Origin of the sequence: Pseudomonas sp. Leaf127, from assembly GCF_001423155.1 — a bacterium.
GTDB lineage: Bacteria > Pseudomonadota > Gammaproteobacteria > Pseudomonadales > Pseudomonadaceae > Aquipseudomonas > Aquipseudomonas ovata.
In genome coordinates this window covers 225523-251624 of record NZ_LMOA01000020.1, presented here as the reverse complement: position 1 = coordinate 251624, position 26102 = coordinate 225523, and the positions used below count along the sequence as shown (strand labels likewise).

General features: G+C 61.5%; 22 protein-coding genes. 18 read left to right on the top strand and 4 right to left on the bottom strand.

All coding sequences use genetic code 11. From position 1 onward, the window contains the following. The first annotated feature begins 73 nt into the window (after positions 1–73). Entirely contained in the window at positions 74–946 is an 873-nt protein-coding gene (locus ASF84_RS11785) for a DMT family transporter (protein ID WP_056838476.1), read from the top strand. On the opposite strand, the gene ASF84_RS11780 is transcribed toward ASF84_RS11785, so the two are convergent. Then, a complete protein-coding gene (locus ASF84_RS11780) occupies positions 940–1230 on the bottom strand; it encodes a SelT/SelW/SelH family protein (protein ID WP_056838474.1) in 291 nt (96 codons plus the stop codon). The two genes, ASF84_RS11785 and ASF84_RS11780, sit on opposite strands and share 7 nt — an antisense overlap. 328 nt (positions 1231–1558) lie before the next feature. Between ASF84_RS11780 and ASF84_RS11775 the strand changes: the two genes are divergently transcribed. From ASF84_RS11775 to ASF84_RS11755, 5 genes are all read left to right on the top strand, one after another. Next, positions 1559–3583, top strand: a complete 2025-nt coding sequence (locus tag ASF84_RS11775; protein WP_056838472.1) for a type VI secretion system Vgr family protein — start codon at positions 1559–1561, stop codon at positions 3581–3583. Beyond that, entirely contained in the window at positions 3580–4464 is an 885-nt protein-coding gene (locus tag ASF84_RS11770; protein WP_056838470.1) for a DUF4123 domain-containing protein, read from the top strand. Before ASF84_RS11775 ends, ASF84_RS11770 begins: the two co-directional genes overlap by 4 nt. Beyond that, positions 4451–7843 carry a toxin VasX gene (locus ASF84_RS11765; RefSeq protein WP_056838469.1) on the top strand — a complete coding sequence of 1131 codons (3393 nt, stop codon included), beginning with the start codon at positions 4451–4453 and terminating at the stop codon, positions 7841–7843. Before ASF84_RS11770 ends, ASF84_RS11765 begins: the two co-directional genes overlap by 14 nt. A gap of 78 nt (positions 7844–7921) precedes the next feature. After that, a complete protein-coding gene (locus ASF84_RS11760) occupies positions 7922–8617 on the top strand; it encodes a hypothetical protein (RefSeq protein WP_056838467.1) in 696 nt (231 codons plus the stop codon). A 166-nt stretch (positions 8618–8783) separates the two neighbouring features. Further along, positions 8784–9308 (top strand): permease, encoded by a 525-nt coding sequence (locus tag ASF84_RS11755; RefSeq protein WP_156684214.1) that lies wholly within the window; start codon positions 8784–8786, stop codon positions 9306–9308. 17 nt (positions 9309–9325) lie between these two features. Here ASF84_RS11755 and ASF84_RS11750 read toward each other — a convergent pair whose 3' ends face one another. Together ASF84_RS11750 and ASF84_RS11745 are read right to left on the bottom strand one after the other, a co-directional pair. Beyond that, positions 9326–10153 (bottom strand): ABC transporter ATP-binding protein, encoded by an 828-nt coding sequence (locus ASF84_RS11750; protein ID WP_056838462.1) that lies wholly within the window; start codon positions 10151–10153, stop codon positions 9326–9328. A gap of 2 nt (positions 10154–10155) precedes the next feature. Then, the gene (locus ASF84_RS11745; RefSeq protein ID WP_162241257.1) at positions 10156–11049 is read right to left on the bottom strand and encodes an ABC transporter permease; all 894 of its coding nucleotides are present in this window, start codon (positions 11047–11049) and stop codon (positions 10156–10158) included. A 241-nt stretch (positions 11050–11290) separates the two neighbouring features. Between ASF84_RS11745 and ASF84_RS11740 the strand changes: the two genes are divergently transcribed. Further along, a complete protein-coding gene (locus ASF84_RS11740; protein ID WP_056838458.1) occupies positions 11291–12379 on the top strand; it encodes an LLM class flavin-dependent oxidoreductase in 1089 nt (362 codons plus the stop codon). A gap of 200 nt (positions 12380–12579) precedes the next feature. Here ASF84_RS11740 and ASF84_RS11735 read toward each other — a convergent pair whose 3' ends face one another. Further along, the gene (locus ASF84_RS11735) at positions 12580–13485 is read right to left on the bottom strand and encodes a LysR family transcriptional regulator (RefSeq protein ID WP_056838456.1); all 906 of its coding nucleotides are present in this window, start codon (positions 13483–13485) and stop codon (positions 12580–12582) included. Positions 13486–13725: 240 nt separating this feature from the next. Here ASF84_RS11735 and ASF84_RS11730 point away from each other — a divergent pair, with 240 nt between their 5' ends. The 11 genes from ASF84_RS11730 (at position 13726) to ASF84_RS11680 (ending at position 26101) form a co-directional block, all read left to right on the top strand. Beyond that, on the top strand, positions 13726–14337 hold the full coding sequence (locus ASF84_RS11730; RefSeq protein ID WP_056838454.1) for a cysteine dioxygenase: 612 nt from the start codon (positions 13726–13728) through the stop codon (positions 14335–14337). Beyond that, entirely contained in the window at positions 14334–15917 is a 1584-nt protein-coding gene (locus ASF84_RS11725) for a rhodanese-related sulfurtransferase (protein WP_056838452.1), read from the top strand. Before ASF84_RS11730 ends, ASF84_RS11725 begins: the two co-directional genes overlap by 4 nt. A 387-nt stretch (positions 15918–16304) precedes the next feature. After that, positions 16305–17657: an LLM class flavin-dependent oxidoreductase gene (locus ASF84_RS11720; protein ID WP_056838450.1), complete on the top strand. Its 1353-nt coding sequence runs from the start codon at positions 16305–16307 to the stop codon at positions 17655–17657. Next, positions 17654–18337, top strand: a complete 684-nt coding sequence (locus ASF84_RS11715) for a peroxiredoxin-like family protein (RefSeq protein WP_056838448.1) — start codon at positions 17654–17656, stop codon at positions 18335–18337. The genes ASF84_RS11720 and ASF84_RS11715 overlap by 4 nt, the downstream gene beginning before the upstream one ends. A gap of 36 nt (positions 18338–18373) precedes the next feature. Further along, positions 18374–19552: an acyl-CoA dehydrogenase family protein gene (locus ASF84_RS11710; protein ID WP_056838447.1), complete on the top strand. Its 1179-nt coding sequence runs from the start codon at positions 18374–18376 to the stop codon at positions 19550–19552. Between the two features lie 321 nt (positions 19553–19873). Next, a complete protein-coding gene (locus ASF84_RS11705) occupies positions 19874–20998 on the top strand; it encodes a methyl-accepting chemotaxis protein (RefSeq protein WP_442963043.1) in 1125 nt (374 codons plus the stop codon). A 32-nt stretch (positions 20999–21030) separates the two neighbouring features. Continuing rightward, positions 21031–21396, top strand: a complete 366-nt coding sequence (locus ASF84_RS11700; RefSeq protein ID WP_056838443.1) for a response regulator — start codon at positions 21031–21033, stop codon at positions 21394–21396. Between the two features lie 4 nt (positions 21397–21400). After that, entirely contained in the window at positions 21401–21718 is a 318-nt protein-coding gene (locus tag ASF84_RS11695; protein ID WP_056838440.1) for an STAS domain-containing protein, read from the top strand. A 3-nt stretch (positions 21719–21721) separates the two neighbouring features. Beyond that, the gene (locus tag ASF84_RS11690) at positions 21722–23899 is read left to right on the top strand and encodes a chemotaxis protein CheA (RefSeq protein WP_082481545.1); all 2178 of its coding nucleotides are present in this window, start codon (positions 21722–21724) and stop codon (positions 23897–23899) included. 27 nt (positions 23900–23926) lie between these two features. Continuing rightward, positions 23927–25555, top strand: coding sequence for a methyl-accepting chemotaxis protein (locus tag ASF84_RS11685; RefSeq protein ID WP_056838438.1), 1629 nt, complete (start codon positions 23927–23929; stop codon positions 25553–25555). A gap of 9 nt (positions 25556–25564) precedes the next feature. Further along, on the top strand, positions 25565–26101 hold the full coding sequence (locus ASF84_RS11680) for a chemotaxis protein CheW (protein WP_082481543.1): 537 nt from the start codon (positions 25565–25567) through the stop codon (positions 26099–26101). Position 26102: the final 1 nt, after the last annotated feature.

The following is a 26102-nucleotide window of genomic DNA, read 5'->3' as shown; positions in this document are numbered from 1 at the left end:
GTGGCGTTAGCATGACAGCCGACCGGCGCGCCCACGGTGTAGACTTTGCCCGCCCCCCTCTTCAAGGATAACCATGACTCCACGCACCGCATTGGGCGCCCTGCACCTGGGCGCCATCCTGGTCGGTATGGCCGGTGTGCTCGGCAAACTGGCAGCCACCACGCCGGTCGTCATCGTTTTCGCTCGCGCAGCCTTTGCCGTCCTGGCACTGGGGGCCTTCATCACACTGCTCCAGCGCACCGGCTGGCAACCACTGCAACGCCGTCACCGGTGGCAGATGCTGCTGTCCGGCGTCCTGCTGTGCGTGCACTGGGTGGCCTTTTTCATGGCCATCAAGACTGCCGGCGTGGCCATCGCTACCCTGGGGTTTGCCACCTTTCCAGCCTTTACCGTGGTGCTCGAAGGCTTGCTGTTCAAAGAGAAGATCCACCGCCGGGAAATCATGCTGGTGGGGCTGGTCAGCGCCGGGCTGGTGCTGGTGACCCCGACCTTCGACCTGGCCAGCCAGGCCACCGGCGGTCTGTTATGGGGCGTCTTTTCCGGGCTGACCTTCGCGTTGCTGTCGCTGACCAACCGGGCCAGTGCGGCGCATGTACCGCCCGTGCAGGCGGCGCTGTGCCAGAACCTGGTGGTGATGCTGTGCCTGGTGCCGTTCGCGGTGCCCCAATTGCACAGCCTGCGCGCCATCGACTGGCTGTGGCTGGCGCTGCTCGGGGTGATCTGCACAGGGCTCGCCCATAGCCTGTTTGTCGCCAGCCTGGCGGTGGTCAAGGCCCGCATTGCCGCCGTGGTGTTCGCCATGGAGCCGGTCTATGGCATTGCCCTGGCCTGGCTGGTGTTTGCCGAAGCGCCAACACTGCGCATGCTGGCCGGTGGCGCGTTGATCATCGCCGCCATTCTGCTGTCGGGGCTCAAGCCTGCCGACCAGGCCGCTTCCACTCACTGAGCCGGGCGGTCGTTATGCCCCAGGTCGCGCTCGGGGTCGATGCAATCGCGCACCCGCTGCTTGAGCACCTTGGCCTCGGGAAAACCGCCGTCCAGCTTGCGCTCCCAGATCTGCACCTCATCACAGGTGATGCGAAAAATGCCGCCTGTGCCCGGCTCCAGGCACACCCGCCCCAGATCATCGCCGAAGGTGCTCAACAGTTCCTGGGCCAGCCAGGCCGCGCGCAGCAACCACTGGCACTGGGTGCAATAGGTGATGACAATCTGGGCTTTGGCGGTGCTCATTGCAGGGCTCTCGAAACAGGGTCGATGAAGACCGTCATCATACCGCTTCACCGATAGCCCTCGGCCTTGATGCGCAGAAAGTTGCACAGCCAGCGGTGGATAACCCTGTGGACGGACGTCTGTCGCTCAACACCCTCACGGCCTTCGCGGTGGCGCGCAAAGGCGTGCATAGCCGTGCAGGCTTTTGCGCAATATCAGCTACCTGACTGGTCAAAAAACACTCAGTAGAATGCAATAAAAAACGTAAGACTATGAATTAAAAGATAAATATTTTACCGGCACAGATCTTGGAATGGCTTATCCATCAGCCATAACCGGTAGATCCGCCATGAGCACCCGCGCCAATCAGCCGACCTTTATCCTCAGCCTGCCCGGCAAACATGACTTCCAGGTCCTGGCCTTCAAGGGCCATGAAGCCCTCAACCAGCCGTTTCGCTTCGATCTGCAACTGGTCAGCGAACGTCACGATGTGGACCTCGAAGCGCTGTTGCATCAGCCGGCATTCCTGCAACTGAGCCCGGCAGGCACCGGTATCCACGGCCAGGTCGAGCGCATCGCCCAGGGTGATCGCGGCCGCAGGCTGAGCCATTATCAGCTCAGCCTGCGGCCCCGGCTGGCCAATCTGGCGTACCGCATCAACCAGCGCATTTTCCAGAACCTCACGGCACCAGACATCATCGGCCAGGTGCTCAAGGACCACGGCATCCTGGCTGATGCCTGGTGCTTCAACCTGGGCAAAGACTGCCCGGTGCGCGACTACTGCGTGCAGTACGACGAGTCGGACCTGCATTTCATCCAGCGCCTGTGTGAAGAAGAAGGCCTGCACTACCACTTCAGGCACAGCCGTGACGGCCATGTGCTGGTGTTCGGCGACGACCAGGCCTTCTTTGCCTCCCTGCCACCCCTGGCCTATCACCCGGATCAATCGCAGGTTGCCGACGGACCGGTGATCGAGCGCTTCAACCTGCGCCTGGAAACCCGCACCAACCACGTCACCCGCCGCGACTACCACTTCGAAATTCCCAGGGTCGACCTGATCAACAGCGCCGACAGCCAGGCGGTACTGGCGCTTGAGGACTACGACTACCCGGGCCGTTTCGTGCACCGCGACCGTGGCCAGGTAGTCGCACAACGTGCGCTGGAGCGGCATCGCCACGACTATCGCCTGGCCGAAGGCCACAGCAATCAGCCGGGCCTGGTCAGCGGTCATTTTTTGCCGATGACCGAACACCCACAGGCGCAGTACAACCAGCCATGGCTGCTGATCGAAGTGCATCACGAAGGCCGCCAGCCGCAGGTACTGGAAGAGTCGGCCGCGTTCGACGCCAGCGCCGACTTCACCCAGGGCTACCGCAACCGCTTTGTGGCCACCCCTTGGGACACCCTGTACCGTCCGCCGCTGCGCCACCCCAGGCCACGCATTCTCGGCAGCCAGACCGCCAGGGTCACCGGCCCCACCGGGCAAGAGGTCTATTGCGACCGCCATGGGCGGGTCAAGGTGCAATTCCACTGGGACCGCGAAGGTGAACGCAACGAGCGCTCCAGTTGCTGGGTCAGGGTCGCCAGCGGCTGGGCCGGCAATCGCTATGGCGCGGTAAGCCTGCCCCGGGTCGGCATGGAAGTGCTGGTGACCTTTCTCGAAGGCGATCCCGACCAGCCACTGATCAATGGCTGCCTGCACCACAGCGACCACCCGCCTCCCTACGCGCTGCCTGAACACAAGACCCGCAGCGTCTTCAAGAGCCTGAGCAGCCCAGGCGGCCAGGGCTATAACGAACTGCGCATCGAAGACCGTGCCGGTGAAGAGCAGATTTTCATCCATGCCCAGCGCAACTGGGACCAGGAAATCGAAAACGATCAGAGCATCCGCGTCGGCCATGAGCGTCATGACCGGGTCAAGGCCAACAGCTACAGCCATTTCCAGGCCGAGCAACATCGCACCACGGATGCGGCACGCCTCACCGAGGTCAAGGCCGACGATCACCTGACCGTCGGCCAGACCCAGCACATTCGCCTGGGCGTTGCGCAACTGGTCGAGGCCAACAGCGAGATCCACCTCAAGGCCGGGCAAAAGCTGATTCTCGATGCCGGCCAGCACATCACCCTCAAGGCCGGCGGCAGCGTCATGACCCTCGACGCCAGCGGCGTGACCCTCACCGGCGCGGCCATCAAGCTCAACAGCGGCGCCAGCCCCGGCAATGGCACACCGGCGGCCCCCCTGCTGCCCGGCGCAGCACGGCCTGCCGACAGCGACCAGGCCGGCGACCTGCTGCAGCCGGCCCAGCAAGTGACCTTCAAGCGCCACAGCCGCTGCGAAGCGTGTGAAAAAGCCGCCCTGGAGGCCGGTCAATGAGCGCCCAGGCCTTTGTACTGATCGACGGTCTGTTGCGGCCCGACGCCCTGAAAACCCTGTATGGCCGCGGCGAAACCCTGGAGATCGACCCGCTCTACCTCGGCACCCGCTGGGACGGCCTCAAGGACAAGGGACCGATCCTGGTCCAGGCCAGCGACCGCCTGCGCGATGAATGGCAGCAGCAAGACCACTGGCAGGCCTGCTCGTGCCTGCTGCACAGCCCGGCACCGCGATCGGCGATCATTGCCCACCTGCGCCACTTCATCTGCCCGCCCGATCATCTGGGCAACGCCAGCCTGCTGCGCTTTGCCGATCCGCTGGTGCTGCACTTCTGGCTGGCCAGCCAGGAGCAGGCGCATCGCAACCGGACGCTTGGCCCGATTGAGCGGGTGCAGGTGGCGAGTCCTCGGCAGCCTTGGCATCCCGAACCGGCCACTGCGATGGCGGGTATCACCACCTTCGCCATCGATGGCGATCCCTACCAATGGCAATCCCGATTTGCGGTGCAAGGCCCGGCCCAGCTTGAAGCCTTCGAGCACGCCTTCGACTTTCTGTTCAAGCGCCGCCTGCATGCCTGGATCACCCGACTCACACCCACCGCCTTTGCCGACCAGCGCCCGGAGCAGATCGATGCCTGGCTCGATGAAGTGCTGCGCAGCGGTCGCGACTGGGGCCTGGTCAGCGAATTCGCCCTGGCCACCTGGGCCGAGTACAGCCATACGCTGGGACGGGACTTCACCACAAGCGCAGGCGGCGACTGGCAGCGGTGGCTGAGCGAGCACCCCACTCCCCTCTGCCCGGCGCCGGAACGGCAACTGGACGCTTTTGACCTCTACCGTGAACGCCGCACGACCCAGGAGCTGACTGATGGAAAACCTTAAACAAGGCACTGTGCGGCAGTGCCGTGCGACCGAATTCGACAAGACACCAGCCACCGGCACCAGCCTGTGCCCTTTCAAGGGAGCCGGCATCGCCATCGTACCGGTGCGCTATGCCCTGGACCGCTCGCGCTACGATCCCAACCCGACGGCCCGCAAACTGTTGCCCAAGACCGGCAAATGGCCCGCCTTGCCATCGATCAGAAGCCGCACCTACACCCTGCGCCAACTCTACGACGGCTACGTCTATGTGTTCGACGAAACCGCCGGCACCTTCCACGAATATGCTTACAGCGCCAGCGACGCCGGCCTGCAACGCATCGTCTGGACCGACGCCCACCTGGGCCAGGACATACGCACCGGCAGCGGCGAAGCCCAGCCTTATCTGATCTATCCGCGCAAGAACACCCTGCACATTGCCTACGCGCCGGTGCAATGGACCTGGCGAATCTGCGAGCACATGCGCTCGCACGAAGACAGCCGGGCGCTGTGGATGAAACGCCTGGACCTGGCCGGTTACTGCATCACCATGAACGAGCCGGGGACCTTGCCGTTGAGCGAGATGGCCAAGGCGGTGGCGGATGTGGATGCCGGAGAAGTGCATGAAGACTTTCGCTTTTACGACGCTGCCATCCCAAGCACCAAACCACCTTTCAACCCTCAGGAGGGTGAAGCGGCCTGGGTGCCACTGGGCGCCGATGTGCACTGGCTGGGCAGTGTGCCGGACAAGGACAGTGCACTGTTGATTGCGCTGGACGATCCGCTGGCCATTGTGAAGGACCTGGGAATGCAACTGGCAGGCGATCTGGCGGCTTATCAGACCTGGCAGGCACATGAACAACACAAGGTGGACATGGCCATTGCCGTTACGGGACTGTGTGGCATGCCCAGCCAGCCTGACTCAAAACAGTCACCCTGGCCCTGGATAAAAGACGACCCAGTCAGCATCCAACAGTACCTCCTGGATATGGAAGCCTACCTGGAACAGCTCGCGCTTGAAGAAGCGCAAGCACTGGGATCAGGCACAACACTGGATGTTGCCCAGCAACCTGTAACCGATCCGCCAAGCCTGCGCATGCACGAAACACTTGTGCAGCGCTATAAACCCTCACCCTCAACAGCTGAAATTCAGGACTGGAACGCTCGAAGCAAATGGCGCATGCAGGCCGATCTCAAGGCTGCACGCCTGCACCTGCAGCAACAACTGCCAATCCTCAAGCGCCTACAGAGCCAGATCGAAAACACCCGCTCCGACTTCCGACAATGGTTTGAACATATCGGCATAGAACCATTGAAGCTGTTTATCGACACCGCCAATCCCAACACACTCCTGTATCTGCAAACAATCACAGAAGAGCTGCTCACCCTCTGGGGCCAGCACGATGATGCCGTCGGTTGGATAAATGCCCAAGAGGACCAGGCTACTACATTGTTCGGCACCCTGCGTTATGGATTCTCGGCGCCCTTGAAAGAGGCCCTGCACCACCAGGCCGACAGGCTGCTCAATGGGCTTGGCGATATCACGAACCTGGTCACTCGCGCCGGCGAACTCAATGCCGTGCTCAACCATTCAGGCTTTGCCGATGCGGCCTGGATGAAAGCACTCAAACAGCCGGTGCAAGACACCTTCAAAGCCATGAAGGAACTGGCCACCGGCCGCGGCAAGCAAGTCGCCCAAGCCATACTGATCGCCCTGATCCCGGCAGACAGCCGTCTGGCTCAGGGCAAACAACCGAATCTGATTGCCCTGTTGCGCAATTTCCTCATCGGCAAGGTTCTCATCAATACTGAGGGAGGCACCAAAATCGATGAAGCGTTCGATAAAAAACTCCAGGCCTGGGAGCGCGAACGCCTGCGATTGCAGCGAGACCTCAATATCGTACAGCAGCGCTGGTTCTACCCTGGAAAACCTTGGGTACGTCAAAGCCTGACCCACGATGTAAACGCTCGTGACGCCCGCCTGCAGGCACATGACCTGAAAATCCCCATGCTGATTGATTTCAGGAACAACGAGTACGCCAAATTATTCCGGCAGGAAATAGAGAAGTTTTTCCATTCAGGTAAGAACGTAGCCAGGCACTGGCAACAACACGTAAGAAACGTAACCAAGGAATGGGGCATCCATGGCGCCAGCATCAGCTGGAGCGTGATCATGCTCAACTTCATCAATACCGCGCTGGTCTGGCAGGAAGTGGGACGTGATGGAAACCTCAGCGCCAAGGATATGGTCAAGGTGGGGTATAACCTGGGGTACAGCTTTAATTTGTTGATGGCGCTTTATGTTGAAGCGCCATGGGAGATTGTCAAGAGTGCGCAGCCGGTAAAAGTAGGAAAGTATGAGGTAGGAATACTAGAACGATCCGCCGCTTATTGGAAAGCACGAGGCAATACAACTTGGGCGAATGCAGTTAGCGGCTTCAAGATACGACTATTTGCAACAGGAGCCTTTGCAATAGCCGCTACCGGGTTAGAAATATGGGACTTATATGACGATTACAAAAATTCGAACACAGAGGATGAAAAAAAGATAATTATAGCAAAAGGTTTTTCTGTAGCCAGCATGGCCTTGGGCGGCACCCTCCAAATATTTTCTCTTTTATTCAAAATCAAATGGATAGGAGCAATAATGGGGCCTTGGTTCGCTGCTTCCATGCTAGCGGCCGGAATGGCTTATCTCTTTACCACCGCATTATTAAATTTTATAAAACAAGACTGCGTAGGGTTATGGCTTAGAAAATGCACTTGGGCACGCCTACCCAAATATCGTCACCCTGAAACGACCGATGGTCAAAAGGACGAGATCAAGGCCCTACTGGAAATTCAATTTTCTCCACACGTGATAATAAAAGCGACTACAGAACAGGAAATCATCAACACGGGCAGAACTTATAATTCGATTTCAAAGCGAAATGGTGCCTGGATTCAAATCCGCTTTCCGAAAGCACTACGAGGCCGAAACGCATTGGTTAATGTGATTATCAGCAAACAACCGCTTGGAGTTTTTCCCGTTGAAAAAATAGAGTCATCAGTCCAAAAGGAATTTTTCGACAAAGGCGCTTTTCACCCGCTGTCTGATTGGGGAAAAATCACTAATCGACGTCCAGAACTGGGCTTCTACCCCTCTATATTTCCAGCCATACCCGAAAAAGAGGACATTATCTGGAAAGCATGGATCCCTCTTTATGAAAAAGCAGACTTCTTGGAGTTCAAAGTTGTGTATCCATCGGATATCGCCCACGAACTTGCACATGAGGTCAGCTACCTTTATCAACTAGAATTAAATGATGAAGGTGAAAGCACTTTTGATGGACTCAGCAAAACCGAACTCACTGTCAATCATGAAAAACGCGCGGATGCTTGCCAATTATTTATAATGCCGTGATTGAGATAAAGTGAATCATAAAAATCAATAAGCAAATTTTGTCACACTCAAGAACCATACAAAAAAGACAGACACGCAATGACAACTGACATCCAAACCCCTAGAACATTAGAGCATCCAGCCGCAGAGGCCACACTGATGACATGGAGCATCAAAGCTATCAACCAGTCACCCAGTGACATTCGCGCTGCATTTTACTTCTGTTTCGGCACACCCATAATTTGCATAAGCGGTCTGTCGTGGTGGTTGTGGCCCGAAATGGAAATCATGTTTGGTTTTTGGTTAGGCCTGTGCATGGCAACCATCGTTTTCCCTATGATATTCCTAGCCATTCTTCGACAAAAAACTGTATTCAACTATAAAATCCAACTCGACTACGGCGAGGTGGAACACCAACTCTACTTCCCTGACTTTGCCAGCGATCTGTTTCAGGGCCTTGCCGCTTTTGCCATTCTGATCTTCGTCGGCGTCGCCCTGCTCACGGGCTCTCTGCTCTTCTTGCTCGGCCCTGCCGCGATTGCTGTAGGCTCAGCCATGACATTGATGAATTGGGAGAAGCCACCTGTCGTCTATGAAAGAAGCATGTCATGGAACGACCACGACTTCGTTACCGTCGACCGTAAATACCTGATCATCGTTGCGCACTACACAGACACCACCATTGGTTTCAAGGCACGCTTTCCTGACAAGGCGCTCTTTGACCAGTACCTGGCCTTTTTACGTACCGTCGTCGCCCCGCATGCAGAGTTCACTGAAAAAGTCTGGGAGTGGTGAGATACGCAGCACCCAGCATAAAGAAAAAAACCACAAAATACATATATTCCAATGGACTACAAAAACCGTTAACCAACCACGAAGTGATATTCATGGTGCATTTTACTTCTGTTTCGGCACACCCATGATTTGTATCAGCGGCTTCACGTGGTGGTGGTGTGAGAAAATGGATGTCATGCTTGGTCTCTGGGTCTCCTTGTGCATAACGACCACTGTAGTCCCCTTAATATTCCTGGCCATTCTCCGACAAAAAACTGTGTTCAACTATAAAATTCAAGCCGACTACGGCGAGGTGGAACATCAACTCTACTTTCCTGACTTCGCCAGCGATGCCAGCGATCTGTTTCAGGGCATTGCCGCTTTTGCCATTCTGATCTTCGTCGGCGTCGCCCTGCTCACAGGCTCTCTGCTCTTCTTGTTCGGTCCCGCCGCGATTGCAGCAGGGGCCGCCATGCAACTGATGAATTGGGAAAAACCCCCGGTCGAGCATGAAAAAAGCCTGCCATGGAGTGAGTACAACTTCGTTACGGTGGATCGAAAATATCAGGTTATCGTCACCCATCGCACGATGCTGAATCTGGGCTTCGAAGCCCGCTTCCCCAACAAAGAACTGTTCGAGCAATACCTCGCCTTCCTGCGCACCGCCCTCCCACCCTCCGCCACATTCACCGAAACGGTCTGGAAATGGTAAAGCCAACCGTCTTTACCTCAACGCGCATTGCCCACTCGCCGCAAGGCATTGAGCGTCGGGTCTTGCGCCGATACCGCAGCCACCTCATCACCGCCTACCTTCACCCCCAACAACCCCAGCAACCGCGCCCGAATCGCCTGGAAGCCCGGCTGGCTGCTGTCGCGCTGGCGGGGCAGGTCGATGGGGATCTGGTCGGCGATCTTGCCGTGGGCCAGGACGATTACACGGTCGGCCAGCAGGATGGCTTCGTCGACGTCGTGGGTGACCAGCAGCACGGCCGGGGTGTGTTTGCGCCACAGGTCGATGATCAACTGGTGCATGCGGATGCGGGTCAAGGCGTCCAGGGCGGCGAAGGGTTCGTCGAGCAGCAGCAGTTGCGGTTCGCGCACCAGGGCGCGGGCCAGGGCAACGCGCTGGGCTTCACCGCCGGAGAGGGTCGCCGGGAAGGCGTCGATGCGGTGGGCCAGGCCGACTTCAGTCAGGGCCGCTTCGGCGCGGGCCCTGGCGTCGGCGCTGCGCACACCGAGCATGACGTTTTTCCAGGCGCGCTTCCAGGGCATCAGCCGTGGCTCCTGGAATACGGCGGCGCGGGCGCGAGGCACGCGCAGTTCGCCGCCTTCGATGCTGTCCAGCCCGGCCAGGCTGCGCAGCAAGGTGGTCTTGCCCGAGCCGCTGGCGCCCAGCAGGGCGACGAATTCGCCGCTGCCGATGTCCAGGTGCAGGTTGTCGATTACCCGCTGGTCGCCGAACTGGCGCACCACGTTGCGCAGTTGCACCGCCGCCGGCAAGGCAGGGCTGGCGGCCGCGTGAGGGGTTACCGGGTCCAGCACATTGATTGCACTCATGTTCAATTCCTCACGAAAGTGGGCCGCCAGGCCAGGGCGTGGCGCTCCAGCGTGCGGATAAGGCCGTCGATCAACAGGCCCAGGACGCTGTAGATCAGCAGGCAGATGACGATCACATCCGTGCGCATGAAGTCGCGCGCATCGCTGGCCAGAAAGCCGATGCCGGCCGTGGTGTTGATCTGCTCGACGAACACCAGCGCCAGCCAGGAAATGCCCAGCGCATAGCGCAAGCCGACGAAGAACGAAGGCAAGGCGCCCGGCAGGATGACGTGCCAGATCAGTTCGCGGCGGCTCAGACCGAGGGTGTTGGCGGCCTCGATCAGTTTCGGGTCGATGTTGCGGATGCCGGAAAACAGGTTCAGGTACACCGGAAAGGTGGTGCCGGTGACAATCAGCGCGACCTTGGTGAATTCGCCGATGCCGAACCAGAGAATGAACAGCGGCACCAGGGCCAGCGAGGGAATGGTGCGCAGCATCTGCATCGGCGAGTCGAGAATCACCTCGCCGCGCCTGGACAGGCCGGTGAACAGCGCCGCGGCCACCCCGATGGTCACGCCAATGCTCAGGCCCAGCAAGGCACGCTGCAGGGACACCCATAAGTGCCCGGCCAGCTCGCCAGAGGCGATCATTGCCCAGAGCGTACCGCCGATCTGCGAGGGCGCGGCGATGACGCGACTGGGCAACAGGCCGGTCTGCGAAGCCAGCTCCCAGAGCAGCAGCAGGGCCAGCGGGCTGAGCAGGCGCACCAGAAAAGCCGGCACCTGCCACTGACGTGCCTGAGGCGTGCCGGCCTTGCCCGGGTCAGGTTTGCTGATCGTCAGAAAGCCGGCATTACCAGGTTCAAGGGTCTTTTCGGGCACAGGCACCTCCTTGGCGAGCCACCCGGAAACCAGCATCCGGGCAGGTAAAGCCCCATGCTAGGCGCATAAAAAAACGCCGTGAAATGCTATTTGGAAATAACCTAATCGTTAAAAAATACTGATCATAATAAATTTTTATAATGCGTATTTTTAATATTAACTTAGATCCAATCGGCATTTCACAGCCGCCCTGCCCGCCCCTTAAGGTGCCTGCCACGCGTCCGGGCCATCTGCGCCCTGACTTGCCTCTCACTCAGGATCCACGGCAGGAGATTTCATGAGCATTGAATTCATCGGTTACATCGGCACCCAGCCCGGTTCGGAAATTCACCCGCGCAGCGGCCCGGCCATTCAGCCGGAGTACGTGGCCAAAGTGGCCAGGGCGCATGAGGAGGCAGGCTTTGACCGGGCGCTGATCGCCTACCACTCCAGCAGCCCGGACAGTGCGTTCGTGGCCGCGCATGCGGCCAGCCTGACCACGCGCCTGAAGTTTCTGATTGCCCACCGTCCAGGCTTTATCGCCCCGACCGTGGCGGCGCGGCAGTTCGCCACGCTCGACACCTTCAATGGCGGACGCACCGCCGTGCACATCATCACCGGCGGCAACGATCAGGAGTTGCGTGCCGATGGCAGCCATATCGACAAGGATGCACGCTATGCCCGTACCGATGAATACCTGAGTGTGCTGCGCCAGGAGTGGACCGCCGAGGCGCCGTTCGATTATCAGGGCGAGTACTACCACGTCGAGGGCGCGCACTCGCACGTCAAGTCGCCGCAGCAGCCACATATCCCGCTGTACTTTGGCGGCTCGTCGGCGGCGGCCATTGCGGTGGCTGGCAAGCATGCCGATGTCTACGCCTTGTGGGGTGAAACCTATGAGCAAGTGCGCGAGGTGGTACGGCAGGTGCGCGCAGAAGCGGCCAGACATGGCCGCACCGTTCGCTTCAGCCTGTCGCTGCGCCCGATCCTGGCCGAGACCGAGGCGCAGGCCTGGGCCCGTGCCGACAGCATTCTGGAACGCGCCAAGGCGCTGGCCCAGAGCAATGGCTTTGTGCGCCAGGAGCCGCCGAACGAGGGCTCGCGCCGGTTGCTGGCCGCCGCGGCTCAGGGAACGCGCCTGGACAAGCGCTTGTGGACCGGCATCGCCGGGTTGCTGGGCGCGCAGGGCAATTCCACGTCATTGGTCGGCACCCCGGAACAGGTGGCCGACGCCTTGCTGGACTATTACGACCTGGGGATCACCACCTTCCTGATTCGCGGCTTCGACCCGCTGGAGGACGCTATCGACTACGGCCGCCAGCTAATCCCGCTGACCCGCGAACGGGTAGCACAACGTGAGCGCGAGGCACGCGAAAAGGTCGCCTGACCTGCACGGCAAAACGGTCCTGGCGTAGGAGCGCGCTTGCCGGAATGCCGGACCACCGCGACCGAGTGCGTTAGCGCTCGCAAAAATTGTATAGACGCTGAAAATTTACGACTGCTAACACAGCCGGTCGCGGGCAAGCGCGCTCCTACCTAGCGCCAGGTTCGTGGCGCTTCAAGGCGGCAGTCGCGCAGTGATCAAACTCACGCCGCTGCCGACACCCGCTTGAGCGATTGCGCCACCAGGCTGCCGAAGGCCTGGACCGGCGCTTGCAGGTTGCCCAAAAAGCGCGGGTACACCAGCCACAGGTCCATCACCGGTTTGAAGTCTTTCAGCGGCATGATTGCCAGTTGCTCGCGGTAGGCGCTGCGCTCCAGCAAGGGGCGCGGCACCAGGCCCAGGCCCATGCCGTCGGCCACCAGCCCCAGTTGCAGTTCGGTGCCGAAGGTTTCCAGGTTGACCTTAAGCCCCAGCCCCTGGTCGGACAGCGTGCGCTGCAGGCCGGCGCGAAAGCCGCAACCGTCGGGGTTGAGCACCCAGCCCTGTTGATAGCAATCAGACAGCTTGCCGGGCTTTTTCGGCAGCGCATCACGGGCACAGACCACCACCAGTTCGACCTTGCCGATCGACTCGCCCAGGATGTTGTCCGGAAAGATCTTGCCGGCCGGAAACAGGGCGGCAGCGGCATCCAGTTCGCCGTTTTCGATCTTGCCGATCAAGTGGCTGCCCCAGCCGGTCACCACCTGGGCGCGCAGGTCGGGAAAGGTGCCGCGTAGCTGCTTGAGCGCATCGAGCAGCACCACATCGCCAATGGTCTGCGGCACGCCCAGGCGCAACTGGCCGCTGGGCGGCGTGTCGCTGGCGACCAGTTCCCGCAGTGCATCCATCTCGCGCAGGATCGCCAGGCACTTCTGGTACACCTGGTTGCCCATGGGCGTCGGTTTGAGCGGCTTGGTGTTGCGGTCGAACAGCTCGACCCCCAGCGCCTGCTCGAAATTCTGCACGCGCCGGGTGATGGCCGGCTGGGTGAGTTCCAGCGACTCGGCGGCATGGCTGATCGACTGACAGCGGATCACCGCGACGAAGGCATCGATATCATCAATTTTCATTCGAACCGCACATAAAGGCATAAAAGGAACATAGGCAAAAAGCATAGTGCGATTCAGCGTTTCTGGATAGCCCGGGTACAACCTGTCGGGGCCTGCATTTTTAACCTCTCTATGCCTTACTAAAGTCATTCATTCGTTGGCAAAGAGCATTTGGCTATAAGCTAATCATGAAAAAATAGCATATTAGCCATGCCTATTATGTTTATATCCATCCATGCCTCACCACTGCCTGGAATGGACATGCCACACACCCCACACCCCGAACGACTCAGGGCCTTTATTGGCGCCCTGGCCGAACTGATCGACAGCAACCCGCCTGAAAGCGACCTGCTGCACCGCGGCGGCAAGCTGCTCGCGCAACTGGTCAGCCACGACGACTGGCTGCCCGATGAGTTTGCCGTGCCAGACCCGACCCGCTACCAGCAGTTCCTGCTGCATGCCGACTCGCGCCAGCGCTTTTCGGTGGTCAGTTTTGTCTGGGGCCCGGGCCAGAGCACACCGATCCACGATCACCGCGTCTGGGGCCTGATCGGCATGTTGCGCGGTGCCGAATATTCGCAAGGCTTTGCCCGCAGCGCCGATGGCCGCCTTGAGCGCGAAGGCCCGGCCATCCGTCTGGAACCGGGCCAGGTCGAGGCGCTGTCACCGCGCAGCAACGATGTGCATCAGGTCAACAACGCCTTCGACGACCAGGTGTCGATCAGCATCCATGTCTACGGCGCCAATATCGGCGCCGTGCGCCGCGCGGTGTACCTGCCCGACGGCACCGAGAAGCCGTTTATCTCCGGTTATTCCAATGCCTTTCTTCCCAACATCTGGGACCTGTCCAAAGAAGCGAGCCAAGCCCAATGACGACCTCTGCCACCCGTTCCTACACCGACATTCGCCAGGCCCTGCTCGACCGCCAGGAGCTGGCACTGGTCGATGTGCGCGAAGAAGCGCCGTTCGCCGAATCGCACCCGTTGTTTGCCGTGAATATCCCGCTGTCCAAGCTGGAGCTGGAAGTGCTGGCGCGCATCCCGCGCAAGGACACGCCGGTGACCGTCTATGACAATGGCGAAGGCCTGGCGCAACGGGCCCTGGAGCGCTTCGCGGCGCTGGGCTATGTCGACGTGAAATTACTCGAAGGCGGCCTGGCGGGCTGGCGCGACGCCGGCGGCGAGCTGTTCATCGACGTCAACGTGCCGAGCAAGGCGTTTGGCGAACTGGTCGAGCACCATCGTCACACCCCGTCGCTGGCCGCCGAAGAGGTCAAGGCGCTGCTCGATGCCAAGGCCGACGTGGTGGTGCTCGATGCCCGCCGCTTCGATGAATACCAGACCATGAGCATCCCTACCGGCATCAGCGTGCCCGGCGCCGAACTGGTGTTGCGCGCCCGCGAGCTGGCGCCTGACCCGGCCACGCGTATCGTGGTCAATTGCGCCGGTCGCACACGCAGCATCATCGGCACCCAGTCGCTGGTCAATGCCGGACTCCCCAATCCGATCAGTGCGCTGCGCAACGGCACCATCGGCTGGCTGCTGGCCGGCCAGACCCTCGACCACGGCCAGGCCCGGCGTTTTGCCCAGGTCACTGAAGACACCCGCGAAATCGCCAGCGCCGATGCCCGTCGGGTCGCCGACAAGGCCCGCGTGCAACGCGCCAGCCTGACTGAACTGCACACCTGGCAGGCCGATACCACGCGCACCACGTACCTGTTCGATGTGCGCACACCGGAAGAATTCGCCGCCGGCCACCTGCCGGGCGCGCGCTCCACCCCGGGCGGCCAGTTGGTACAGGAAACCGATCACTTTGCCAGCGTGCGCGGGGCGCGCATTGTGCTGGCCGACGACGACGGCGTGCGCGCCAACATGTCGGCTTCGTGGCTGGCGCAGTTGGGCTGGGAGGTCCATGTGCTCGACGGGCTGCAGGCCGCACACTTCAGCGAGCAGGGCGACTGGGACGCGCCCGGCCCCACCCCGCCGCAGGTCGAGGAAATCGCGCCTGAAACCCTGGCGCAATGGCAGGCCGAAGGCGGTGTCGCGGTGCTGGATTTCACTGCCAGCGCCAACTACGTCAAGCAGCATATTCCCGGTGCCTGGTGGACCCTGCGGGCCGACCTGAAAAACGCTGTGGCCAAGGTGCCGGTCGCCGAGCGCTATGTGCTGACCTGTGGCAGCAGCCGCCTGGCCCGCCTGGCCGTGGACGAGGTGCACGCCCTGACCGGCAAACCGGTGTTTCTGCTCAAGGGTGGCACCGCCAGTTGGATCAAGGCCGGCCTGGCGCTGGAGCACGGCGAGACGAACCTGGCCTCACCCCGCATCGACCGCTATCGCCGCCCGTACGAAGGCACCGAGGCTCCGCGTGAAGCGATGCAGGCGTACCTGGATTGGGAATACGGCCTGGTGGCACAACTGGACCGTGACGGGACCCACGGGTTCTATGTGATCTGACTTCAGTACACTGTGCAGGAGCGCGCTTGCCGGTATGCCTGACCACCGCGACCGGCTGCGCAACAGTCGTAAATTTTCAGCGTTTCATAGATTTCTGCGAGCGCTGCGCACTCGGTCGCGGGCAGAGCGCGCTCCTACCGCACCGATCACGCTTAAATCATAAAAAATCATATTAAATATAAAAATAATCAAACAAATACATAATTAGCATATAGCCAATCGTTCCTTCCCTCCCCGTTCTTATAGGCATAACTTCAATTCCAGACAGACCCCAGCCTGGCGGATGTCATCCCGTCGCCTGCTGTACCGTCTGGCCATGACCTGCTCGCTTCGACGACAGCGGCGCCCGGTGCGTGCAATCACCCGATTCATTCAAGGAGCAGCTTCATGAGCCAGCAACGTCATCTCAAACTCGGTGCCATGGTCCACGGTGTCGGTCATGGCTGGGGCGAATGGCGGCATCCCGAGGCCCAGGCCGATGCCAGCGTCAACTTCGGTTTCTACAAGCAGCAGACCCGCCTGGCCGAAGATGCCAAGTTCGATTTCGTATTCATCGCCGACAGCCTGCATATCCACGAAAAATCCAGCCCCCACTACCTCAACCGCTTCGAGCCGCTGACTGTGCTGTCGGCGCTGGCGGCGACCACCGAGCACATCGGCCTGGTGGCCACCGTAACCGTCAGCTACACCGAGCCCTTCCAGGTGGCGCGTCAGTTCGCGTCGCTGGATCACATCAGCGCAGGCCGCGCAGGCTGGAACATCGTCACCTCCTGGCTCAGCGGCACCGCCGACAATTTCGGCAAATCCGAACATCCGCCGCATGCGGTGCGCTACCGCATTGCCAAGGAGCATGTGGCGGTGGTCAAGGGCCTTTGGGACTCCTGGGAAGACGACGCCTTTACCCGCAACAAACAGACCGGCGAATTTTTCGCCCCTGACAAACTGCACGCGCTCAACCACCAGGGCGAGTTTTTCAAGGTCAAGGGCCCGCTGAACATCGCCCGCTCCCGCCAGGGCCAGCCGGTGCTGTTCCAGGCTGGCACCAGCCACGATGGGCGCAACTTCGCTGCCGAGTATTCCGACGCGATCTTCGTGCATGTCGAGTCGCTGGAAGACGGCATTGCTTACGCCAAAGACTTGAAGCAACGCGCTGCCGGTTTTGGCCGCAACCCGCAGGACCTGTCGATCCTGCCGGGCATCCGCCCGATTGTCGGGCGCGATGAAGCCGAGGTAGAGGCACGGTTCCAGCAGGCCGTGGAACTGGTCAGCATCGAGGACGCCATCGTCGCCCTGGGCCGACCGTTCAACGACCACGACTTCAGCCAGTACCCGCTGGACGAACCCTTTCCGGAGCTCGGCGACCTGGGCGCCAACAGCCAGAAAGGCGGCTCCGACCGCATCAAGCAACTGGCCCGCGACGAAGGCCTGACCCTGCGTGAAGTGGCGTTGTATTTCTCCCGCCCGCGCCGCGACTTTGTCGGCACCCCCGAACAGGTCGCCGATGCCGTGCAGACCTGGTTCGAGCAAGGCGCGGCCGACGGCTTCATCATCAACTCGGTGCTGCCCGACGGCCTGCAGTACTTCGCCGAACTCGTGGTGCCGATCCTCCAGCAGCGTGGCCTGTTTCGTACCCAGTACAGCGGCGCGACCCTGCGCGAGCATTTTGGCCTGCCCGTACCGGCCAACCGCTACAGCGTCGAGCGCCTGCATCAACCTACTCCAGAGGAGGCCGTGGCATGAGCCTGTCCCTGAACCGACAACTGGCCGACCTGCATGCCGAGCGGGTCGCCCACTGGGCGCCCGAGGCGCTGCAGGTCAATATCGACCAGCGCCAGCACCTGGTGGACACCGCCGACACCGAACGCTTCGTCAAGGCCGGTGACCGCATCGAGCCTTTTGAACTGCTCAAGGTCGAAGGCGGCACCTTAAGCCGTGATCTGCTCCTGCAGAACGGTGCCGCCGTGCTGGTGTTCTTTCGCTTTGCCGGCTGCCCGGCGTGCAATATCGCCATTCCCCATTACGACCGCCACCTGGTGCCCGCGCTCGAGGCGCTGGGCGTGCCGCTGGTGGCGATCAGCCCGCAGGTGCCGGAGCGCCTGGTCGAGATCAAGCACAGGCACAGCCTGCGTTTGCAGGTTGCCAGCGACAAGGACAACGCACTGGGTCGCCGCCTGGGCATTCTCTACAGCTTCGATGAGGCCTCGCGCCAGGCGGCGCTGCGCAAGGGCAGCAGCATTGGCGAAGTGACCGGCACCGGCACCTGGGAATTGCCGCAACCCACTGTGGTGGTGCTCGATGCCGATGCCCGCGTGGTGTTCGCCCAGGTCAGCCCCGACTGGCTGGTGCGCACCGAAGCCGAACCCATTATTCAGGCAGTCGAGCGGGCACTGGCCACACAACTGGCTGGCGCAACGACCTGAATGCGCTACCACCACTAATTGCGCAAGGAACCGCACATGAGCCTTTCAAGCCTTCGTCAGCGCCATGACGAACCCGAGTCTGCCGAGGCGTTCAGCGCCAGGCTGGACACCCTCACCGCACACCTGGCCGCCACGGCCGAGCACTACGATGAAACCGGTGAGTTTCCGCATGCCAACTTTCGCCTGCTGCACGAACATGGCCTGCTGGGCCTGACCGTGCCAAAGGCACTGGGCGGCGGCGGCGCCGACCTGGCGCAGGCGCTGCAAGTGATCAGCGCCGTGGCCAGGGGCGAGCCATCCACAGCACTGGTGCTGGTCATGCAGTACATCCAGCATGCCCGCCTGCAAGACAGCACCCAGTGGCCCGAGCACCTGCGCCGGCAAGTCGCCCTTGAGGCAGTGCGCGATGGCGCGCTGATCAACGCGCTGCGCGTCGAGCCGGACCTGGGCACTCCGGCACGCGGCGGCCTGCCATCGACCCTCGCCCGGCGTACGCCCGACGGCTGGCGTATCAGCGGGCGCAAGATCTACTCCACCGGCAGCCACGGCCTGACCTGGCTGGGCGTGTGGGCGCGCAGCGATGATGACGACCCGCTGGTGGGCACCTACCTGGTGCACAAGGACACCCCGGGCATTCGCATCGTCGAGGACTGGGATCACCTGGGTATGCGTGCCACCAGCAGCCATGAAGTGATCTTCGACGACGTGCTGGTGCCGCTGGAGCACGCCGTCAGCGTCAGCCCCTGGAGTGCGCCACGCGCCGAACTGGACCCGGACGGCATGCTCTGGATGTCGGTGTTGTTGTCGGCGGTCTACGACGGCGTGGCCCAGGCCGCCCGCGACTGGCTGGTGACGTGGCTGGAACAGCGCAAGCCGTCCAACCTGGGCGCCGCCCTGTCGAGCCTGCCACGCTTTCAGGAAGTGGTCGGCCGGATCGACACCTTGTTGTTCGCCAACCAGAACCTGCTCGGCAGCGCCGCCCGAGGGCAGGTGCCAGGCCGGCATGCGGCGCAGATCAAATACCTGGCCACCGACAACGCCCTGCGCGCCGTGGAAGCGGCCATCGAAGCCAGCGGCAACCCCGGCCTGTCACGCAGCAACCCGCTGCAACGTCACTACCGCAATGTGCTGTGCGCCCGCGTGCACACGCCGCAGAACGACACCGTGCTGCAAGGCATCGGCAAGGCTGTCTTTGCAAGCCGTCACCCTGGCTGAACCTCATCCCCTGCACCGGCCTGAAACGGCGCCCCTGCGATGTTGCAGCGGCGCCGTTTTTGCACAGGCCCGTACCACATTTATTGCTTGAAAATTCACAAAACCGCTTCATCTCGTATGACAACCCTTAAGGCAATTTCTTAAATGGCCTTTTGGATCCATGTTCATCTTGAAAACAACCCATGCCATGCATCCATTGAGCCGATCGACTTTTAATTGGCCAGGCAGTCAACTTTGATTTTGCCGGTGTCAGCCGCCCCCCCACCTCCCTGCGCCAGGGCTTAGGGGTTCTCCCGATATAGACGTCAAATTGCCACCTATATGATCCCTGTTTCAGATCATCGAATGGACGCGAGAATGTTGATTTATCTTGCTTTCTGGGCAGGCCTGGCGCTGGCTGCAAGTGGACTTGCGCTGGGCCACATGCTGGTCGCCGGCGCCGGCCTGGTCGTCATTGCCATCGCCACCTTGAGCCTGCATCGACAGGCTGCCGTCGCCGCCCTGGCCAGCCAGGCCGCTCCGCTCGACCTCCCCGCTACAGCGTCCACCGGCCCCGATGTGCCTGCGTTGCTGCACAGCGTGGTGCCCAGCTGGAGCGACAGCATCGCCCAGAGCCGGCAGTTGCTGCAAAGCAACATCGGCGACCTGTTCGAACGCTTCAGCAACATTGCCAGCCGCCTGGAAGGCAGCCTGGGCAACTCGGAAAACATCCTGGCCAATGGTGGCGTCGGCAGCAGCCTGCGCGAGGCCAACCAGCGCCTGCAGGATGTCACCGAGGCGTTTCAGGCCAGCAGCGAACGCCAGCACAGTCTGATCGACACCATCAGCCAGTTGGGCAACTACGCCGGCCAGTTGCAGCAAATGGCCAAGCGCGTTCAGGAAATCGCCAGCCAGACCAACCTGCTGGCCCTTAACGCCGCCATCGAGGCCGCGCGGGCCGGCGAGCATGGCCGCGGCTTTTCAGTGGTGGCCGACGAGGTGCGCAAGCTCTCCTCGCTGTCGGCCGAAACCGGCCAGGGCATGGACGCCAAAGTGGTAGAAATCAACCGCGCCATCAGCTCGACCATTGCCGCCGCTGCCGCCCTGGGCGACAGCGAGCGCAGCAACCTGGAATTTCTCGACGGCTCGGTCAAGCAGGTCATGAGCCATCTGGAAAACAACCTCAACGAGCTGTCCAGCGCCTCCCAGAGCCTGCAGCGCGATGCCCGCGATACCCAGCACGACATCCAGGCCATCATGGTCAACCTGCAGTTCCAGGACCGCGCCGACCAGATGCTCGATCACGTGCAGAGCGACCAGCAGCAACTGCTCGACGCCCTGCATGAACAGGACCCCAGCCTGCATGATCCACGCGCCTGGCTCGAACGCCTGCGCCTGCGCTTCACGACCGAAGAGGAACGCCACGGACGCACCGCGAGCCCGGCCAGTGACGTGACCTTTTTCTGATGATTGCCTTTCTTTTGCACGAGACCTGACACATGGCCAAGACCGTAATGATCGTCGATGACTCCGCTTCGATGCGCCAGCTGGTGAAAATGAGCCTGACCGGCGCCGGCCATCAAGTGATCGAGGCCAGCGACGGCCGTGACGCCCTCAACAAGCTCACCGGGCAGAAAATCAACCTGATCATCAGCGACGTGAACATGCCCAACCTGGACGGCATCGGCCTGGTCAAGGCGGTCAAGGCGCGGCCTGAGTACCGCTTCACGCCGATCATCATGCTGACCACCGAGAGCGAGCAATCCAAGAAGGCCGAAGGCCAGGCCGCCGGCGCCAAGGCCTGGATCGTCAAGCCTTTCCAGCCCCAGCAGTTGCTCGCTGCGGTTGAGAAACTGATGGGGTGAAGCGGTGTTTTCGATCATTGCGCCAACCGCCGACAGTCCTGCACTGATGCAGGTCAAGGGCGACCTGACCATCTATGAAGTGCAACAGGCTCATGAGCAACTCATGGGCCTGTTGCCGCTTGACGCACCGGCCTGGCAACTGGACCTGTCCGGCGTCCTTGAACTCGACAGCGCCGGGGTGCAATTGCTGCTGGCCCTGCATCAGGCGCTGTCGAGCGCCGAGCGGCCGGCCACCGTCCTGGCCGCCTCGCCCAGCGTGCTGGAACTGGCCGGTGTACTGGCCCTGGACGCTCTTTACCCCGTGGCCCTGGCCGAGGATTGAACCATGCTCAGCGCCGAACAATGGAACCAGTTGCTGCAGGGTTTTCTGGATGAGGGCCGCGACCTGCTCAAGGACGCCGAAGACAGCCTGCTGCGCCTGGAAACCTGCCCCGACGATGACGAGGCGGTCAACCAGTTGTTCCGTGCGGTGCACACCCTCAAGGGCTCGGCCGGGATCTTCTCGCTGGGCCCGCTGGTGGGCCTGACCCACCATCTCGAAAGCCTGCTGATGTCGGTACGCGACGGCCAGCTGGCGCTGACTTCACCGCTGACCTCGCTGATCCTGACCTGCATGGATGAGTTGCGCGCCATGCTCGAAAGCGTCAACCCGGACACCGGCGAACTGCTGGCCGATGATGAACGCCAGGCGCCACTGCTTGCCGCCCTGGCACAAGCGCAGGGTGGACTGTCATCGTCCGCAGCGACGACAGACGCGCCGGTACAGATCGCTGAGCACACCGACACCGCCCTGGCGCATGACTGGCAGATCACGGTCGGGTTTGCCCCCGACCTGTTCGAAAACGGCTTCGACCCGGCCGCCTTCGTGCGCTACCTGAACAAGCTCGGGCGTATCACCCGCCTCGTGACACGCACCCCGAACCTGCCGGCGCTGCACGCCCTCGACCCGCACAAGTGCCATCTGGCGCTGGACATCAGCCTGTGCAGCACGGCCAGCCGCCAGGAAATCGAAGACGTTTTCGAATTCATCCAGGACTTCTGCACGTTGCAGGTCGACGCGCGACCTGCCGATGCGCAAGACAATGGTTCCTCGTCCGTGTCCCAGGCAGACACCTTGGTCGAATCGCCGCAGGCACTGACGCCTGTCAGCGCAAACGGCACCGGCACCGCGCTGGTCCAGAGCGCTGCGGCCAGTGCGGTACAGACCGCCCCCGCGGCGCAGGCGCGCAATGCGTCTACAGCGTCGGCCAGCGCGACGGCCAACCGCGAACGCCGGTCCAGCGAAACGGCGCTGATCAAGGTTTCGGCCAGCAAACTGGACGAGTTGATCAATCTGGTGGGCGAACTGGTCATCAGCACGGCCGGGGCGCAGATCCAGGCGCGCTTGTCCGGCGACAGTCGCTGCATCGAAAGCACCCAGGCGGTGCTGCAGCATGTCGAGCAGATCCGCGACAACGCGCTCAAGTTGCGCATGGTCGAAGTGGGCGAAACCTTCAATCGCTTCCATCGCGTGGTGCGCGATGTCAGCCAGGAGCTGGACAAGAAAATCCAGCTGACCATCCGCGGCGGCGAGACCGAGCTGGACAAGTCGGTGATCGACCGGATTGCCGACCCGCTCACGCACCTGGTGCGCAACGCCATCGACCACGGCATCGAGCCCGCCGCCGAGCGCCTGGCGGCCGGCAAGCCGGTCGAGGGCAACCTGAGCCTCAACGCCTATCACGACTCGGGCATGATCGTGCTCGAAATCAGCGACGACGGCCGCGGGCTCAATACCCGGCGCATCCTCGACAAGGCCATTGCCAAGGGCATGGTCGAGCCTGAGGCGCAACTGGCCGAGCGCGATATCCATGCGCTGATCTTCGAACCGGGCTTCTCCACCGCCGAACAGGTGTCGAACCTGTCGGGCCGGGGCGTGGGCATGGACGTGGTGCGCAGCGCCATCGATCAGTTGCGCGGCCTGATCGAAATCGACTCGGTCGCCGGCGTCGGCTGCATCTTCCGCATTCGCCTGCCGCTGACCCTGGCGATCATCGATGGTTTTCAGGTCAGTGTCGGCGACGAGAGCTTCGTGATCCCGCTGGACATGGTCACCGAATGCATGGAAGCCCCCGAACAGGGCCTGGACAAAGGCTATGGCTACCTCAACCTGCGTGGCCACCCATTGCCGTGCATTGCCCTGGACAGCCACTTCGGCCTGAAGACGCAACCGTCACGGCGGCGCAACATCGTGGTGGTCAGCCAGGGCCGCCAGCAGGCCGGCCTGGTGGTCGACCAGTTGCATGGCGAGCTGCAAACCGTGATCAAGCCGCTGGGCACGATGTTCCAGCACCTGCGCGGCATCAGTGGCTCGACCATCCTGGGCTCCGGGCAAGTGGCCCTGATCCTGGACATTCCCAGCCTGCTGCGCCACCTGCAAACCCAGATGCAACCCCAGACCCCGCCGGCAACAGACCCCCAGGGACCGGCCACGGCAACACCCGGCATGGCCAACGCTTACTAACTTGTGCAGCCTTTCAGGAGATCGACCATGCAGTTCATTCGCAATATGAAAATAGGATTAAGGCTGACCCTGGGGTTTCTGGTGGTCGTGGTGCTGACCGGCGTGATCGGTGTCATCGGCATTCGTAACCTCGATCAGGTCAACCAGTTGTCCGACCGCATGTACGACGTTGACGTCGAAGGCATGAACCAGCTGCAAGAGGCCAATATCGAGTTGGTGATGATCGGTCGCGCGCTGCGCGGCGCCATCCTGAGCACCACGGCAAGCGAGCGCGAACGCCTGTTGGCCAGCACGCTCAAATCCATCGAGAACACCCGCGCGTCGATCACCAAGGGCCGCGAAAGCTTTCTGACCAAGGAAGGCCAGGACAAATTCGACGAAATCACCGCCCCGCTGAACGACTACGAAGCCGTGGTCAAGCAGGCGACTACGCAGATTCGCCAGTCGAGCCAGTTGCAGGAAAGCGGTGAAATCACCGACCTGCTGAGTCGGGCCATGATCAGTGGCGATGTCGTGGATCGCGTCCTGGGTGAGATCGTCGATCACAAGAAAATGCGCGCCGGCCAGGCCAATGAAGACATTGGTCTCATCGCGGCCAATTCGCGGGTGCAGATGATCGGCCTGATCATCGCCGCCACCCTGCTGGGCCTGCTGATCGGGGTGATCGTCACCCGCAGCATCACCAAGCCACTCAATGGGGCCGTGGAGGCCGCCAACCGCATGGCTGCCGGCGACCTGAGCAAGGACCTGGAAGTCACCAGCAAGGACGAGACCGGCCAGTTGCTGGGCGCGATGCAGAACATGGCCGTGCGCCTGCGCAGCATCCTGGGCGATGTGCGCAGCGCCGCCGACGCCTTGTCTTCGGCGTCCGAGCAGGTCAGCTCGACCTCGCAGTCGCTGAGCCAGGCGGCCAACGAACAGGCCGCCAGCGTCGAGCAGACCAGCGCCTCGGTCGAGCAGATGTCAGCGTCCATTTCGCAGAACACCGAAAGTGCCAAGATCACCGATGGCATTGCCGGCAAGGCCGCCAACGATGCCGTGCAAGGTGGGGGGGCCGTCAGTGACACGGTGCTGGCCATGAAGCAGATCGCCGACAAGATCAGCATCATCGATGACATTGCCTACCAGACCAACCTGCTGGCCCTGAACGCCGCCATCGAAGCGGCGCGTGCCGGTGATCATGGCAAGGGCTTTGCGGTGGTGGCCGCCGAAGTACGCAAACTGGCCGAACGCAGTCAGATCGCGGCCCAGGAAATCGGCCAGGTGGCCTCCAGCAGCGTGCAACTGGCCGAACAGGCCGGGCGCCTGCTCAACGAGATCGTGCCCAATATCCAGAGAACCTCGGACCTGGTGCAGGAAATCACTGCCGCCTCGCAGGAACAGAGCGGCGCGGCCGGACAGATCAATATCGCCATGGGCCAGATGAACCAGATCACCCAGCAGAACGCCTCGGCCTCCGAAGAGCTGGCCGCCACGGCCGAAGAAATGAACGCCCAGGCCGGCCAGTTGCAGGAACTGATCGGTTTCTTCCGCTTCGACGAAAACGCCGCCAGCCGGCCATTGCCGCGCATCAACGACAGCCATCCCGGTACGCCGGCGTCCTGGTCGCGTGGCAAGCGTCAGGTCGATGAAGGCCAATTCGTCAGTTTCAGTTGAGGAAAGGCCATGAACCTTGCCCAGAAAACCCTGCACGGCCTGAATGCTACGCACCTTGATGCCGCGCAGGTCGAAAGCGTCCAGCACCTGTCGTTTCGCGTGCGTGAGGCAGCCTATGCGCTGCCCATCGACCTGGTGCGTGAAATCATCGAGTACCACGATGTCACGCCGGTGCCGATGATGCCGGCGTTCATCCACGGCGTGCTCAACCTGCGCGGCAATGTGGTGCCGGTGCTTGATCTGGCGGCGCGCTTTGGTTTCGAGCTGACGGTGGCGAACAAACGCACCTGCATCGTGATTATCGAGTTGCACCTGGAAGATCATGCGCAGTGCATCGGCCTGGTGGTCGATGCCGTGGATGCGGTGCTGGACATCGACCCGCAACAGGTGGTGCCACCTCCGCCGTTCGGCGCCGGCATCCGCACTGACTTCATTGCCGGCATGGCCCGCAACGAACAGACCTTCACGATCATTCTGAACATTCCGCAAGTGCTGTCTCTTGACGATATTCGCCAGCTCAGCCTTGCTGTGGTCAAGGGAAGCTGAG

Coding starts and splice junctions, on each gene's coding strand:
- ASF84_RS11700 (WP_056838443.1), top strand. CDS start 21,031: ATGGCCAAGACCGTAATGATCGTCGATGACTCCGCTTCGATGCGCCAG.
- ASF84_RS11720 (WP_056838450.1), top strand. CDS start 16,305: ATGAGCCAGCAACGTCATCTCAAACTCGGTGCCATGGTCCACGGTGTC.
- ASF84_RS11770 (WP_056838470.1), top strand. CDS start 3,580: ATGAGCGCCCAGGCCTTTGTACTGATCGACGGTCTGTTGCGGCCCGAC.
- ASF84_RS11785 (WP_056838476.1), top strand. CDS start 74: ATGACTCCACGCACCGCATTGGGCGCCCTGCACCTGGGCGCCATCCTG.
- ASF84_RS11735 (WP_056838456.1), bottom strand. CDS start 13,485: ATGAAAATTGATGATATCGATGCCTTCGTCGCGGTGATCCGCTGTCAG.
- ASF84_RS11760 (WP_056838467.1), top strand. CDS start 7,922: ATGACAACTGACATCCAAACCCCTAGAACATTAGAGCATCCAGCCGCA.
- ASF84_RS11705 (WP_442963043.1), top strand. CDS start 19,874: ATGATCCCTGTTTCAGATCATCGAATGGACGCGAGAATGTTGATTTAT.
- ASF84_RS11715 (WP_056838448.1), top strand. CDS start 17,654: ATGAGCCTGTCCCTGAACCGACAACTGGCCGACCTGCATGCCGAGCGG.
- ASF84_RS11745 (WP_162241257.1), bottom strand. CDS start 11,049: ATGCTGGTTTCCGGGTGGCTCGCCAAGGAGGTGCCTGTGCCCGAAAAG.
- ASF84_RS11765 (WP_056838469.1), top strand. CDS start 4,451: ATGGAAAACCTTAAACAAGGCACTGTGCGGCAGTGCCGTGCGACCGAA.
- ASF84_RS11750 (WP_056838462.1), bottom strand. CDS start 10,153: ATGAGTGCAATCAATGTGCTGGACCCGGTAACCCCTCACGCGGCCGCC.
- ASF84_RS11755 (WP_156684214.1), top strand. CDS start 8,784: ATGGATGTCATGCTTGGTCTCTGGGTCTCCTTGTGCATAACGACCACT.
- ASF84_RS11730 (WP_056838454.1), top strand. CDS start 13,726: ATGCCACACACCCCACACCCCGAACGACTCAGGGCCTTTATTGGCGCC.
- ASF84_RS11775 (WP_056838472.1), top strand. CDS start 1,559: ATGAGCACCCGCGCCAATCAGCCGACCTTTATCCTCAGCCTGCCCGGC.
- ASF84_RS11740 (WP_056838458.1), top strand. CDS start 11,291: ATGAGCATTGAATTCATCGGTTACATCGGCACCCAGCCCGGTTCGGAA.
- ASF84_RS11685 (WP_056838438.1), top strand. CDS start 23,927: ATGCAGTTCATTCGCAATATGAAAATAGGATTAAGGCTGACCCTGGGG.
- ASF84_RS11710 (WP_056838447.1), top strand. CDS start 18,374: ATGAGCCTTTCAAGCCTTCGTCAGCGCCATGACGAACCCGAGTCTGCC.
- ASF84_RS11690 (WP_082481545.1), top strand. CDS start 21,722: ATGCTCAGCGCCGAACAATGGAACCAGTTGCTGCAGGGTTTTCTGGAT.
- ASF84_RS11680 (WP_082481543.1), top strand. CDS start 25,565: ATGAACCTTGCCCAGAAAACCCTGCACGGCCTGAATGCTACGCACCTT.
- ASF84_RS11725 (WP_056838452.1), top strand. CDS start 14,334: ATGACGACCTCTGCCACCCGTTCCTACACCGACATTCGCCAGGCCCTG.
- ASF84_RS11780 (WP_056838474.1), bottom strand. CDS start 1,230: ATGAGCACCGCCAAAGCCCAGATTGTCATCACCTATTGCACCCAGTGC.